The following is a 14,060-nucleotide window of genomic DNA, read 5'->3' as shown; positions in this document are numbered from 1 at the left end:
AGGCGCATCAACATAGACAGTAAGGAAGTAATAGGGTTAAAAAAAGCGACTATAAAAGTCGCTTTATACGATTAAACTGTCATGATTTCTTTTTCTTTATTCTCGAAGATGTGGTTTATTTTAGTCACATACTTGTTAGTCATCTCCTGAATATCAATTTCGGTATTTTTTTGAACATCTTCTGAAACGTCATCCAATTTCTTAATTTCATTATTGGCATCTTTTCTGGCATTTCTCACACCAACTTTGGCATCTTCAGCTTCAGCTTTTGCCTGTTTGGCAAGCACAATACGACGTTCTTCTGTTAGAGGTGGCACATTGATGATAATAGATTCTCCATTGTTCATAGGGTTGAAGCCCAAATTGGCAATCATAATACCACGTTCAATTTCCTGTAACATGGCTTTCTCCCATGGTTGAACCGTAATGGTTCTACCATCTGGTGTATTCACATTGGCAACTTGATTCAAAGGTGTTTGCGACCCATAATAGTCAACCATAACACTTCCAAGCATGGCAGGGCTAGCTTTACCAGCACGAATATTAACCAATTGCTTTTCTAAATGCTTAATAGCCGCATCCATGGATTCCTTTGCAGAGTCTAATATAAATTGAATGTCTTCGTTCATCTCTAAAAAATTTAATTTTAAAATGCTGTTTCAAAAAACAAGCCAAAATGTATTATAAGTTTACTTTCGTTCCAATTTTTTCTCCTGACACGACTTTTAAAAGGTTCCCTTTTTTATTCATATCAAAGACAATAATAGGCAATTCATTCTCTTGACTTAAGGTGAAAGCTGTCGTATCCATAACTTTTAAACCTTTACGCAAAACATCATCAAAGGTAATATGATCAAATTTAATAGCGTTAGCATCTTTCTCCGGATCTGATGTATAAATACCATCCACACGCGTGCCTTTCAAAATAACATCGGCTTCTATCTCAATAGCACGCAATACAGCAGCTGAATCTGTCGTGAAATAAGGGTTTCCTGTTCCGCCGCCAAAAATAACAACACGCCCTTTTTCCAAATGGCGCATAGCTTTTCTTCGAATAAAAGGTTCGGCTACTTCATTAATTTTTATAGCTGTTTGCAAGCGCGTTGGTACGTCAGTATCTTCCAAAGCGCCTTGTAACGCCAATCCATTAATGACCGTTGCCAACATACCCATATAATCACCCTGAACACGATCCATACCTTTACTGGCTCCAGCCACACCTCTAAAAATATTGCCGCCACCAATAACTATGGCCACTTCAACACCTTTATCAGTAATGGATTTTATATCTTCAGCATATTCAGCTAAACGTTCTGGATCAATACCATATTGACGATTGCCCATTAGGGCTTCCCCAGATAGTTTTAAGAGTATTCTTTTATATTTCATGGTAACTTTTGAGAGTTTAGCAAAACTACACAAAATTTTTGTTTTTGGATTGAGATTTTTTTGTTGGATTGATATAAAAAAAGCCTCTCAAAAAACTTGAGAGGCTTTATATTTTGTGAGATAATATAAATTATCCTACTGTAGCACGTTTGAAACCGGTAATTTCAACATTACCATAAGATTCAACATATTGTGCAACAGTTAGCTTGTCATCTTTAATAAACTTTTGATCCAAAAGACACTGCTCTTGGTCTAAAGTCGTATTATCTGAAATGAAACGCTCCATTTTTCCAGGAAGGATTCTATCCCAAATTTGCTCTGGTTTTCCTTCAGCTTTTAACTCGGCTTTAGCAGCTTCTTCAGCTTTTGCTAAAACTTCAGGAGTTAATTGTGCCATAGAGATATATTCTGGTACGTTTTTAAGGGTTTTACCTAAACGTGCCAATTCTTCGTTATCTTTTTTAATAGCTGCGATTCTAGCTTCTGTTTCAGATGCGATGTAAGCCGGGTCAAAATCTTTATAAGATAAAGTCGTTGCTCCCATTGAAGCTACTTGCATAGCCACATCTTTAACCAATGTTTCAGCATTGTCAACTTCAGCCGATAAACCAACTAAAGCTGCAATTTTATTAATGTGAACGTACTGTCCAACATAAGGAGCTTCTAGCTTTTCGAAAGATGTGATGTCTAATTTTTCACCAATAACACCGGTTTGCTCGGTTAATTTGTCAGCAACAGTCATTCCGCCAAAATCAGCTGCTAAAAATGCCTCTTTTGAATCGTAATTTAAAGCCACTTCTGCCAAATCGTTAGCCAAAGCCACGAAGTTTTCGTTTTTACCAACGAAATCAGTTTCACAACCTAATACAATGGCAACACCAGCTGTGTTGTCAGCATTTATTTTAGCGATAGCTGCACCTTCAGAAGAATCTCTGTCGGCTCTTTTTTCAGCTACTTTTTGACCTTTTTTACGTAAAACTTCAATAGCTTTATCAAAATCACCACCAGCTTCAACTAAGGCTTTTTTACAATCCATCATTCCTGCACCAGTAGCTTGTCTTAATTTGTTTACTTCTGCTGCTGTAACTTTTACTGTAGATTCCATATTCTTTTAAATTTAAAAAGTCGTTCAATATATTTTCACAAAGAAAAGAACTAAACGACTTTTTTATGTTTTGTTAATGTTATTTATTCTTCTTCTTCGTTGGCAGCTACTGCTTTTTTTGCAGCTTTTGCTTTTGGAGCAGATTTTTCAGCTTTTCCATTATCTTTTTCAGCTTTACGCTCCGATAAACCTTGAGAAATGGCTGTTGCAACATGCGATAATACTTTGTCAATAGATTTAGAAGCATCATCATTTGCTGGGATAACATAATCAACCTGACGTGGGTCAGAGTTAGTATCAACCATCGCAAAAATTGGAATGTTTAATTTTTGAGCTTCTTTAATGGCAATGTGTTCACGCTTGATGTCAACAACAAATAAAGCACCTGGCAAACGAGTCATGTCTGCAATAGAGCCTAAGTTCTTTTCTAATTTGGCACGTTGACGGTCTACTTGTAAACGCTCTTTTTTAGATAAAGAATTAAATGTACCATCTTTCTTCATTCTATCAATTGCAGCCATTTTTTTAACGGCTTTTCTAATAGTAACAAAGTTGGTTAACATACCACCTGGCCATCTTTCAGTGATGTAAGGCATGTTGATAGCACCAGCTTTTTCAGCAACAATATCTTTTGCTTGTTTTTTAGTTGCAACAAATAAAATTTTACGACCTGATGCTGCAATTTTACTTAATGCGGCTCCAGCTTCTTCAATTTTAGCTGCTGTTTTGTAAAGGTTAATAATATGGATACCGTTACGCTCCATATAAACGTAAGGAGCCATATTTGGGTCCCACTTACGCGTCAGGTGTCCAAAGTGTACACCTGCTTCTAGTAGTTCTTTTACTTCTACTGCCATGTTTGTAATAGTTTACGTTCTGTTGAATTAGCAATGATTAAGTGGTCATTTTTTTAAATCGCCTTAATCATTTAGATGCTAAACTAAATCGTGACTTTCGATTCAATCGAAACGTCATCGACAACAATAACTGGGTTAAATAATAATTGCTGAATATTCAGCTTTTTTAATTTTGATCGTGTCATTTCGAGCGTAGTCGAGAAATCTCGATTAAAGATGCTTCGACTGCGCTCAGCATGACATTGTTTTTGTTGAATATTAACGTTTAGAGAACTGGAATTTCTTACGAGCTTTCTTCTGACCGAATTTCTTACGCTCTACCATTCTTGGGTCTCTTGTTAATAAACCTTCTGGTTTTAAAATTAATCTGTTTTCTGCGTCAACATCGCACATTGCACGAGATAATGCTAAACGGATAGCTTCAGCCTGACCGGTGATGCCACCTCCATATACATTTACTGTAATATCAAAGTTGCCATCATTGTTAGTCATGGTTAAAGGTTGATTTACTTTGTACTGCAATGTTGCAGTAGGAAAATAAACCGCCATGTCTTTTTTGTTCACCGTAATGTTACCTTTTCCTTTGGCAACGTATACACGAGCAACAGCCGTCTTTCTACGGCCAATTTTGTGAATTACTTCCATTAATTAAATTCGTTTAAATTGATTGTCTTTGGCTTTTGAGCTTCATGTGTGTGCTCGGAACCAGAAACAACGTTAAGGTTACGGAATAAATCGGCACCTAATTTGTTTTTAGGTAACATTCCTTTTACTGATTTTTCCACTAGTCTTGCAGGGTCTTTACCAAACAATTCACTAGCAGACAAACTTCTTTGACCTCCTGGATACCCTGTGTGACGAAGATAAGTTTTATCGTTCCACTTGTTTCCGGTTAAGTTGACTTTTTCAGCATTGATAACAATTACGTTATCGCCACAATCAACATGAGGTGTGAAGTTTGGCTTGTGTTTACCTCTTAAAAGTTTCGCAACTTTAGAAGCTAAACGTCCAAGCGACTGACCTTCAGCATCAACCAAAACCCACTCTTTGTTAACAGTAGCTTTGTTTGCTGAAATCGTTTTGTAGCTTAATGTGTCCACACGTTCTAATTTTTCTTATTAAACATTCCTCTCCCAAAAAGAGTTTGCAAATTTACGATAATCTATTTGATTACCAAATAGTATCGGGATTTTTATTATTTAATAATTTGAAGGTCATTCAGACATTATACCAAAATGACTTTGGAATCGTTTTTGTAATGTATAACCGTGCAAACTCATAATGAACCAGACATGAGAATTCTATTGACAACGCTCGCCTTGATGATTATTAATTTTCAATTTGCGCAATTGAAACCGGGTTTCCATACAGATGAAGTTACCACAACCATAGCCCTGTGTAACAGTTATAATTTTATGGAACAATATGGCTCCGCCGAAGCTATTGTGCCTGATGATTTTCAAAGAAGTTATAGTTCAGATATTATTGGAATGGATAACAAGTTTGAAGTATATAACAATGGAACGACAGGTATCATTAGTTTTAGAGGGTCAACCGACAAATTGATTAGCTGGGTTGAAAACTTTTATTCGGCTATGATTCCGGCTTCGGGTAGTTTAAAAATTGAAGATAAAACCTATGAATATACTTTTGCCAAGGCAGACAGCTCGGCTGTGCATGCTGGTTATGCTTTGAGTGTCCTGTTAATCTCCGAACAATTAAAGAAGCAAATTAACAATCTGAACCAAATGGGTGTTTCAGATTTTATCATTACAGGGCATAGTCAAGGTGGTGCTTTGGCAACCATGACCAGAGCCTATTTAGAGAATTTACCAGAATCTGAATTCGCATTTAAAAACAATTATAAAACCTATGCCTATGCACAACCCATGTGCGGTAATAAAGAATTTGCCGAGGAATACAACGAGCAATTTAGTGAACAAGGAACCAGTTATAGCATTATCAATCCTAAAGATCCTGTGCCGAATTTGCCTTTTAATTATGAAGAGGATAAACTCATTACCAAAGATAAGATTAAGGGTTGGTTATTTGGTGAAGCTAATTTTGAACCAACAAAATTTGGACAGAGCGCTTTGATACGTTTAATGGAGGGAGGCTTGACCAAACACATTAAAAATAGCAACCGACTCATTAGTAAGATTGTGAGCTTTCAGGTTGGAAATGTGGAGCTGCCGGAATTTGTTTCAGATATCAATTATTTCCCAACCGGTAAGGTTAAGGAATTACCAACATTTAAGTATCCAAAAATACAGGTCGATGTCACTGGCATGACGGAAGATGAGTTAGCTGATTATGAACAAGATATGTTTGGTAATTGGTATAAAAAAGAAAAAAAATTCTTTCAGCATAAACCTTACAACTACTATGTGTATGTTTTAAAGGAATGGGATCCAGAAGCCTATCATAACTTGGATATGACCTATTTGGAGTCGGATTTATAAAGGTTTAAACATCGAAAGATACTTAATGCTCTGAAACGATTTTTTAAAATCGTTTAAATGTTTTTACAACGGTCTTGGCTATGGTTTCGTTGCGGAAAACGTCCGCAGGACTTTTCTGCCAGACTTAAAGATAGTAAAGTTGCCCAAATAAACTGTGTGGATTACCGCAGCAATGAATTATAGCCAGTGTTGCCCACAGTTTTTAATCTTTTATATAATAGTTATACTCGGCTTTTCTCTTAATCATTGTTTTGCCAATAATGTGTTTAAAATGCCCTTTTATTTTAATCCGATAATCTCCGATTAAGTCCGTAATTACATTTGATTCGGCAGTTATTTCGCCTATGATAATGTCGCCAATTTTGAAGTCCGTTTTATTTAAGGTCAAGTCATATGAAATTAGGTCAACGTCCAAAGTGTGACTTCCATTGAAATCGGGAGCATCAGACCACAAACTAATCTTTGGTTTTATACCATCTATAAAGTCAATTTTTAAAGCAACAGCGGTCAAACCTATAGTGAAGAAACTTACTTCTAATGAATCAGTTTTTTTATTGTCCAAAGAACTAAATCCATTTCTGATGTCATTACGTTCCTCAAAGGTCAAATGAGTCGAATTAACTTCAAAGTTTGGGTCAATTTTTATGTTTTGAGCTGATAAATTCAGTCCAAAAGTCAGTATGATTAATATTTGTAGTGTTTTTTTCAAATGGCGGTTAACGGTTTTCTGATTGGAAAACACTTAATGCGCCTCCAACCAATTGTCACCTGTATCTAAATCAACTACCAAAGGGACGGATAGTTTATAGGCATTTTCCATTTCTGACTTAATGAGTGTTTTGATATTGTCTAATTCGGCTTTATAAACATCAAAAACCAATTCATCATGTACCTGCAACAACATTTTAGTTTTGTATTGCCCAGCCTCTAATTTATTATGAATATTAATCATGGCAATTTTTATAATGTCGGCTGCACTACCTTGTATGGGTGCATTGACTGCGTTGCGTTCGGCGGCACCTCTCACTACGGCATTTCGGGAGTTGATATCTTTTAAATAACGACGACGACCCAAAACCGTTTGTACGTAGCCGTGGTCTCTGGCAAAATCAACCTGCTTGCCAATATAGCTTTTAAGTTTCGGATAGGTTTCGTAATAGGTGTCAATCAATTCCTTGGATTCACTTCGTGACAAATTGGTCTGATTACTCAACCCAAAAGCTGAAACCCCATAAATAATCCCAAAATTCACTGTTTTAGCGTTACTACGTTGTTCGCGGGTGACTTCAGAGATTGGTACATTGAATACTTTTGAGGCCGTTGATGCATGAATGTCTTCACCATTTTTAAAGGCTTCAATCATCGTTTCTTCTTCACTCAAAGCGGCAATAATGCGGAGTTCTATTTGTGAATAATCGGCAGCTAAAAGGGTGTAATCTTCGTTTCTAGGAATAAAGGCTTTTCTCACTTGGCGACCGCGTTCGGTACGAATTGGGATATTCTGTAAATTAGGGTTATTACTACTCAATCGGCCAGTAGCAGCAACCGTTTGCATATAGTCTGTATGTACACGTCCAGTTGTTGGTTCAACCTGAAGCGGTAACGCATCTACATAGGTGCTTTTAAGTTTGCTCAACCCTCTAAAATCTAAAATATTCTGAATAATTTTATGATCTTTTGCCAAATAACTCAAGACATCTTCAGCCGTAGAATATTGTCCCGTTTTGGTCTTTTTAGGCTTATCAACCAGTTTCATTTTCTCGAACAAAATAACACCCAATTGTTTAGGTGAGGCAATATTAAATTCTTCGCCAGCTGCTTCATAGATACTTTTTTCTAGAGTAGCAATATCGTTGGTCAATGCCTCTGAAAGCGAACCTAAAAAGTCTTTATCCAGATTGATGCCTTCCAATTCCATGGAAGCCAGAACACGCAATAGTGGAATTTCAATGTCATCAAACAGTTTTTGCGTATTGGCTTCACCTAATTCATTTTGAAAGTGTTCTTTAAGCTGCAAAGTGATATCTGCATCTTCTACAGCATATTCAGTCTGTTTATCCAATGGAACGTCACGCATGGATAATTGATTTTTACCTTTTTTACCAATCAACGTTTCAATGGAAATAGGTGTGTAGTTTAAATAGGTTTCAGCCAGCACATCCATATTATGACGCATATCTGGATTAATAAGGTAATGGGCCAACATGGTGTCAAATAGCTTGCCTTTAACCTGAAGGTTGTATTTGGCTAAAACTTTTATATCGTATTTTAAATTTTGCCCTATTTTTTCAATGGCATCATTTTCAAAAAATGGGCGTAACTGTTCAATTAATTCTTGAGCGTCATCGTTGTTTTCAGGAAAGGGCAGGTAAAAACCTTTGCCTGTTTCCCAGGAGAATGCAATACCGACCAATTGGGCTTCAATGGGATTGATACTAGTCGTTTCGGTATCAAAACACACACTGGTTTGATTCATTAAGTTTTTAATAAACAGTTTGGTTGCCATACCTTGTGCGACGCTCTGATAAAAATGACTTGTGGTGTCAGCTGTTTTTCGGGTAAACTCTGAAGTCGTTTCAGTTGCTACTTCGCCGTCATTCCCGAATAATGAAAATTGGCCTGCCCCAGCCGTAGCGTTAGCTTTTGGTTTAGGTTTTTCTTCCGTTTTTGATGCTTCTGAAGTAGCTGTAGCAACGTCTTCTTCAGTAGCAAATGTTTTTATGAAGTTTTCGGTGAGGCGTCTAAATTCCAACTCCTGAAAAATTTCTTTGACCTTCTCTATATCAGGTGTGTTGAGTTCAAAATCTTTTTCATCAAATTCCACAGGGACATCCAACATGATGGTCGCTAATTTTTTAGATAAAAGACCCAATTCTTGATTGGCTTCAACCTTTTCTTTCATTTTACCCTTTAATTCATGGACGTTTTCGAACAGCCCTTCGATACTGCCATAAGCCTGAATAAATTTTTTGGCTGTTTTTTCACCAACTCCAGGCAATCCAGGAATATTGTCGCTGGAATCTCCCATCATACCCAAAAGATCAATAACCTGCAACGGGCTTTCAACTTCGAATTTTTTCTGCACTTCAGGAATTCCCCAGGTTTCATAACCGCCTCCAAAAGATTTGGGTCGGTACATAAATACATTTTCCGTTACCAATTGTGCAAAGTCTTTATCAGGTGTAACCATGAACGTCTGATAGCCTTGCTTTTCTGCCTGAACAGATAAGGTTCCAATAACATCATCTGCCTCATAGCCTTCTTTGACCATAATCGGAATATGCATGGCTTTTAAAATCTCCTGAATATACGGGACAGCAACTTTTATAGCTTCGGGTGTTTCATCTCGATTGGCTTTATAGGCCTCAAACATCTCTACGCGATCCACGCTACCACCTTTATCAAAACAAACCGCTAGATGATCAGGACGTTCACGCTTAATCACATCCAAAAGCGAGTTCATAAAGCCCATGATGGCCGAGGTATCAACGCCTTTGCTATTGATTCTTGGATTTTTTATAAAAGCATAATAACCACGGAAAATGAGTGCATAGGCATCAACAAGAAAAAGGCGTTTTTGTTCTGACATAGGATTGTTTTTGTAAGAATCTCAAAACTACAAAAAGTTATGCTTTCATGAATGCGAATTGGTTTGCAATTTGTAATTTCACAACCTCAAAAATTCACAAATGAGGACTTTTTCAATAGCGATTCATGGTGGCGCAGGTACCTTGGTGAAAGGTATGATGACACCAGAATTGGAAACTAAATATAAAGACGCTCTAAAAGATGCGTTAGATGCTGGCTATTACTTATTAGAAAATGGCGGCACTGCAGTTGATGCTGTTGAGGCAGCTGTAAAAGTTTTAGAGGACTCGCCCTTGTTCAATGCTGGTAAGGGGAGTGTCTTTACCGCTGAAGGTTCTCATGAAATGGATGCAGCCATTATGGATGGTAAAAACCTAAATGCTGGAGCTGTGAGTTTGATTACCGGAATCAAAAACCCGGTATGCCTGGCAAAGGATGTAATGAATAAGAGTGAGCATGTATTTTTGGCAGGTGAAGGAGCCATGCAATTTGCAAAGGAGTTGCACTATAAATTAGAAAACCCGGAATACTTCTACGATGAATTCAGGCATAAGCAATGGTTGGAGATTAAAGATTCAGATCATTTTCAATTGGATCATTCTACAAAGAAAGACTCTAAATTTGGAACCGTTGGAGCGGTAGCTTGCGACCAAGATGGAAACATTGCTGCTGCCACATCTACTGGTGGTATGACCAATAAAAAATGGGGGCGTGTTGGTGATAGCCCGATGATAGGTGCTGGAAATTACGCCAATAATAATACCTGTGCGGTGAGTTGTACAGGAAGTGGTGAGTTTTTTATTCGTGGTGTCGTGGCTTATGATGTGGCGTGCCTCATGGAGTATAAAAATATGGGTTTGCAAGAAGCAGCCAATGAGGTTATCAATAAGCGTATTTTGAAAATAGGAGGTGATGGCGGTTTAATAGCTGTAGATTCCCAAGGAAATATCACTATGGCTTTTAATACAGAAGGCATGTATCGTGCCTGCAAATCATCTATGGGAACCGAAACAATTGCTATTTATAAGTAAAACTCAACTGAAAGTACATTTTAGATGAAAGGGGATTCTACGGGTAGCACTTTTACCTTTTTCTTTTTAATGTTAAAACGGTCACCATTGGCTAATACATGAACCTTTAAGTTGGTCAAAGACATGGGTGTACCAACCTTTAGAATCTTTTCGTTATTGTGTTTCAATTTTCGCGGATCAAAAATAATAACCATACCTGAACCAATAACTTCAACAATGCCATGCTTGATGATGAGTCCAGTATCTTCAGCTAATCCAATTCCAATCTTTTTAGGGAACTTGGCAACAGCTTCAGAAACCCGTCCAAATCGACCACGTTGAATAAAATGTGTGTCAATAATCAATTCAGGAATCAGACTTAAACCTTTGTACATATTGACAGCACCTTTTACAAAAGATTCACTGGCACTGCCACCTGCAATCATTTCTTGAGCCATAGCCATAGCACCAGCACTGGTTCCGGCAATCACGAACCCTTTTTCGTTTTTGTAACGATTGATTAGAATATTATGAATGGATGAACCACCAATTCTGTCGGTAATTTTGGATTGATCGCCACCAGAAAACATAACGCAATCTGCTGCTTTGACGGCTGTAATGAATTCAGGATTTTCAGAATCTTTTTTGCTTCTGATATTCACAACAGTAACATGTTTACAACCCAATGTTTCAAAGGCATCTATGTAATTGTTACCCACTTCCTTTGGGATTCTGGAAGCTGTGGGTATGACTACAATTTTGGCTTCAACACCACCTGCTTCTCGAACCACATGGGATAAGATACCTTCTTCAATATAATCAAGCTTGTTAAAGTCATCTTCAACAACACCTTTATCTTCATTTCCGCCAATAGGGATTAATGTGCCTTTATTCCGCTTCATGCAATCTGTTTCAAAAAAATTATTGGACAAAAATAAACTAAAATTTTATTAGAAAAATGTATATATTTATAATCTTTCACTTTAAATAAAACTAAAAACTAACAATATGAAAATACGGGAAATCAATGCTATGAGAGGGCCAAATTATTGGTCTGTTCGTCGTCATAAACTAATCGTCATGGTTCTGGATTTGGAAGACATGGAAGAGCGACCATCCAACAAGGTTGATGGGTTTTATGACAGACTGAAAGCAATGTTTCCTGGAATGTATGAACACCGTTGTTCTGTTGGAGAACTTGGTGGGTTTTTTCAGCGCGTAGAGGAAGGCACCTGGATGGGTCATATTATTGAGCACATTGCTTTGGAAATCCAAACATTGGCTGGCATGGATGTTGGATTTGGAAGAACGCGCGGTTATGGTGAAAAAGGAGTTTATAATGTTGTGTTCGCCTACATGGAAGAATCGGTTGGGCGTTATGCGGCCAAGGCATCAGTAAGAATATGTGAAGCTTTAATTGCAGGCGAGGACTATGACATGGCAGACGATATTCAAAAAATGCGTGAATTGCGCGAGGATGATCGTTTAGGGCCAAGTACCGGCTCTATAGTTGAAGAAGCCGAAGCTCGAGGTATTCCATGGATTCGTTTGAATAAATATTCGTTGTGTCAATTGGGTTATGGTGCCAATCAAAAACGTATTCAAGCGACGGTAACCAGTGAAACAAGTAGTATTGGAGTTGAATTAGCTTGTGATAAAGAGGACACCAAATTCCTTTTGGAGCAAGCCGAAGTCGAAGTACCTCGTGGGGATATTATTCGAAGAGAAAGTAGTTTGGAAGATGCCTGTGATTATGTGGGATTCCCATTGGTAATCAAACCAATAGACGGTAATCATGGCCGTGGGATAACAGTTAACATTCAAAATTATGATGAGGCTTTGGAAGCCTTTAGACAAGCCAAAGAAAGTTCCAGAAGTGGTGCCATAATCGTAGAAAAATTTATAGTTGGGGAAGATTATCGATTATTGGTTATTAACAACAAATTGGTTGCTGCAGCCAAGCGAACACCTGCTCATGTCATCGGTAATGGTAAGTCAACCGTTCAGGAATTGATTGATGAAGTCAATAAAGATCCACGTCGAGGATATGGGCATGAAAATGTTCTTACGCAGATTACTGTTAACGAACTGACCAAAACCATTATAAAAGATGCTGGTTATACATTAGAATCCATAATTCCAGATGGTGAACGACTAATATTAAAAGACACAGCTAACTTAAGCACCGGTGGAACCGCTGAAGATGTCACGGATATTGTGCATCCGGCAAACGTGAGTATGGCAGAGCGTATTTCAAAAATCATTGATTTGGATATATGTGGAATTGATATCATGACGACTGATATCTCTCAACCGCTATCGGAAACAGGTGGAGCCGTTTTAGAGGTTAATGCAGGTCCCGGATTTAGAATGCACCTGGCACCAACATCTGGGTTACCTCGTAATGTGGCAGCACCAGTAATTGACAAATTATTCCCGCAAAAAGGAGATACTGGAAGAATTCCTATTGTAGCCATTACGGGAACCAATGGAAAGACGACAACATCAAGATTAATGGCTCACATTGCAAAAATGAAAGGATATCGAGTGGGTTACACAACCAGTGACGGTGTTTATATTCAAAACCGATTATTGATGAAAGGAGATTGTACGGGTCCAGCGAGTGCCGAATTTGTACTGAAAGACCCAACCGTCAATTTTGCAGTTTTGGAATGTGCTAGAGGCGGTTTATTGCGTGCTGGTTTAGGTTTTAAAAAATGTGATGTAGGGATAGTGACCAATGTGGCTGCAGACCATTTAGGTTTAAAAGGGATTCATACCATTGAGCAGTTGGCAAAGGTTAAAGGGGTTATCCCTGAAACGGTTTTACCGAGCGGTTATGCCATTTTAAATGCTGATGATGATTTGGTTTACGATATGAGACGTTCTGTAGAATGTAACGTGGCCTTGTTTTCAATGGATGAAAATAACCCTAGAATAAAAGCCTTACAGCGTTTAAATGGTATCACAGCAGTATATGAAAACGGATATGTTACTATTTGCAGAGGTGTTTGGAAAATGCGTATTATGAGAGCCGAAAACATTCCATTAACCTATGGAGGCAAAGCGACTTTTATGATTCAAAATGTACTAGCAGCCGTACTGGCTGCCCATGTACAAGGAATCAGTATCGAAGATATTAAAGCGGCTTTGGAAACCTTCATACCTTCGGCATCACAAACACCAGGTCGACTGAATTTATTCGAATTTAAAGATTTTACCATTTTACTGGATTATGCACACAATCCAGCCGGGATGCTGGCATTAAAGAAATTTACAGATGAACTGGATGCTACGGTTAAGGTTGGTATTATCGCTGGTGTAGGCGATAGACGTGATGAAGATACTAATCAAGTCGGGAGTATTGCTGCAGAGATGTTTGACGAAATCATAATCCGTCAGGATAAACGTTTGAGAGGTCGCACGGAAGAGGAGCTTATTAAACTCTTGAATGATGGTATTCAAATGAAAGATCCCAATAAGAAAACCACCATCATTCCTTCAGAAAAAGAAGCTATAACCCATGCTGTAAAAAACGCAGAAAAAGGGTCATTAATTATTTTATGTAGTGATGTCATTCCTGATGCATTGGAGTTAGTGAAGAAATTTAAGGAACAAGATTTAAAAGGGGAGCCATTCATGGCCTAAT

General features: G+C 37.8%; 12 protein-coding genes. 3 read left to right on the top strand and 9 right to left on the bottom strand.

What is annotated here, in order from left to right; genetic code table 11:
• Positions 1 to 71: 71 nt before the first annotated feature.
• The 6 genes from frr to rplM all read right to left on the bottom strand — a co-directional run bounded on the left by frr (position 72) and on the right by rplM (position 4,451).
• Positions 72 to 629: a ribosome recycling factor gene (frr, locus tag ACKXGU_RS06965; RefSeq protein WP_463467325.1), complete on the bottom strand. Its 558-nt coding sequence runs from the start codon at positions 627 to 629 to the stop codon at positions 72 to 74.
• A 52-nt stretch (positions 630 to 681) separates the two neighbouring features.
• Positions 682 to 1,389, bottom strand: a complete 708-nt coding sequence (gene pyrH, locus ACKXGU_RS06960; protein ID WP_103053132.1) for a UMP kinase — start codon at positions 1,387 to 1,389, stop codon at positions 682 to 684.
• Positions 1,390 to 1,519: 130 nt separating this feature from the next.
• The gene (gene tsf / locus ACKXGU_RS06955; RefSeq protein ID WP_463467324.1) at positions 1,520 to 2,494 is read right to left on the bottom strand and encodes a translation elongation factor Ts; all 975 of its coding nucleotides are present in this window, start codon (positions 2,492 to 2,494) and stop codon (positions 1,520 to 1,522) included.
• 83 nt (positions 2,495 to 2,577) lie between these two features.
• The gene (gene rpsB, locus ACKXGU_RS06950) at positions 2,578 to 3,351 is read right to left on the bottom strand and encodes a 30S ribosomal protein S2 (RefSeq protein WP_463467323.1); all 774 of its coding nucleotides are present in this window, start codon (positions 3,349 to 3,351) and stop codon (positions 2,578 to 2,580) included.
• A gap of 258 nt (positions 3,352 to 3,609) precedes the next feature.
• Positions 3,610 to 3,996: a 30S ribosomal protein S9 gene (gene rpsI, locus ACKXGU_RS06945; protein ID WP_103053087.1), complete on the bottom strand. Its 387-nt coding sequence runs from the start codon at positions 3,994 to 3,996 to the stop codon at positions 3,610 to 3,612.
• On the bottom strand, positions 3,996 to 4,451 hold the full coding sequence (rplM, locus tag ACKXGU_RS06940; RefSeq protein WP_463467322.1) for a 50S ribosomal protein L13: 456 nt from the start codon (positions 4,449 to 4,451) through the stop codon (positions 3,996 to 3,998). The genes rpsI and rplM overlap by 1 nt, the downstream gene beginning before the upstream one ends.
• A gap of 192 nt (positions 4,452 to 4,643) precedes the next feature.
• On the opposite strand from rplM, the gene ACKXGU_RS06935 reads away from it, so the two are divergent.
• Positions 4,644 to 5,813 carry a lipase family protein gene (locus tag ACKXGU_RS06935; protein WP_463467321.1) on the top strand — a complete coding sequence of 390 codons (1,170 nt, stop codon included), beginning with the start codon at positions 4,644 to 4,646 and terminating at the stop codon, positions 5,811 to 5,813.
• A 202-nt stretch (positions 5,814 to 6,015) separates the two neighbouring features.
• On the opposite strand, the gene ACKXGU_RS06930 is transcribed toward ACKXGU_RS06935, so the two are convergent.
• Both ACKXGU_RS06930 and polA read right to left on the bottom strand, forming a co-directional pair.
• Positions 6,016 to 6,522: a hypothetical protein gene (locus ACKXGU_RS06930; RefSeq protein ID WP_463467320.1), complete on the bottom strand. Its 507-nt coding sequence runs from the start codon at positions 6,520 to 6,522 to the stop codon at positions 6,016 to 6,018.
• Positions 6,523 to 6,555: 33 nt separating this feature from the next.
• Complete coding sequence (gene polA, locus ACKXGU_RS06925; protein WP_463467319.1) at positions 6,556 to 9,402, bottom strand: DNA polymerase I; 2,847 nt, start codon at positions 9,400 to 9,402, stop codon at positions 6,556 to 6,558.
• A 100-nt stretch (positions 9,403 to 9,502) separates the two neighbouring features.
• Here polA and ACKXGU_RS06920 point away from each other — a divergent pair, with 100 nt between their 5' ends.
• Entirely contained in the window at positions 9,503 to 10,432 is a 930-nt protein-coding gene (locus tag ACKXGU_RS06920; RefSeq protein ID WP_463467318.1) for an isoaspartyl peptidase/L-asparaginase family protein, read from the top strand.
• A gap of 20 nt (positions 10,433 to 10,452) precedes the next feature.
• Here ACKXGU_RS06920 and ACKXGU_RS06915 read toward each other — a convergent pair whose 3' ends face one another.
• Entirely contained in the window at positions 10,453 to 11,313 is an 861-nt protein-coding gene (locus ACKXGU_RS06915; protein WP_463467317.1) for a cyanophycinase, read from the bottom strand.
• Positions 11,314 to 11,419: 106 nt separating this feature from the next.
• Here ACKXGU_RS06915 and cphA point away from each other — a divergent pair, with 106 nt between their 5' ends.
• A complete protein-coding gene (gene cphA, locus ACKXGU_RS06910; protein WP_463467316.1) occupies positions 11,420 to 14,059 on the top strand; it encodes a cyanophycin synthetase in 2,640 nt (879 codons plus the stop codon).
• Position 14,060 lies beyond the last annotated feature (1 nt).

The sequence above is a fragment of the Hanstruepera sp. CR43 genome (assembly GCF_055227665.1).
The sequence above is the reverse complement of the archived record's forward strand: the minus strand, read 5'-3'. Positions and strand labels throughout refer to the sequence as shown.

Bases quoted from the DNA above. Each gene is read 5' to 3' on its own strand.
- ACKXGU_RS06920 (WP_463467318.1), top strand. From the start codon at position 9,503: ATGAGGACTTTTTCAATAGCGATTCATGGTGGCGCAGGTACCTTGGTG.
- ACKXGU_RS06915 (WP_463467317.1), bottom strand. From the start codon at position 11,313: ATGAAGCGGAATAAAGGCACATTAATCCCTATTGGCGGAAATGAAGAT.
- rpsI (WP_103053087.1), bottom strand. From the start codon at position 3,996: ATGGAAGTAATTCACAAAATTGGCCGTAGAAAGACGGCTGTTGCTCGT.
- rpsB (WP_463467323.1), bottom strand. From the start codon at position 3,351: ATGGCAGTAGAAGTAAAAGAACTACTAGAAGCAGGTGTACACTTTGGA.
- frr (WP_463467325.1), bottom strand. From the start codon at position 629: ATGAACGAAGACATTCAATTTATATTAGACTCTGCAAAGGAATCCATG.
- pyrH (WP_103053132.1), bottom strand. From the start codon at position 1,389: ATGAAATATAAAAGAATACTCTTAAAACTATCTGGGGAAGCCCTAATG.
- cphA (WP_463467316.1), top strand. From the start codon at position 11,420: ATGAAAATACGGGAAATCAATGCTATGAGAGGGCCAAATTATTGGTCT.
- ACKXGU_RS06935 (WP_463467321.1), top strand. From the start codon at position 4,644: ATGAGAATTCTATTGACAACGCTCGCCTTGATGATTATTAATTTTCAA.
- tsf (WP_463467324.1), bottom strand. From the start codon at position 2,494: ATGGAATCTACAGTAAAAGTTACAGCAGCAGAAGTAAACAAATTAAGA.
- polA (WP_463467319.1), bottom strand. From the start codon at position 9,402: ATGTCAGAACAAAAACGCCTTTTTCTTGTTGATGCCTATGCACTCATT.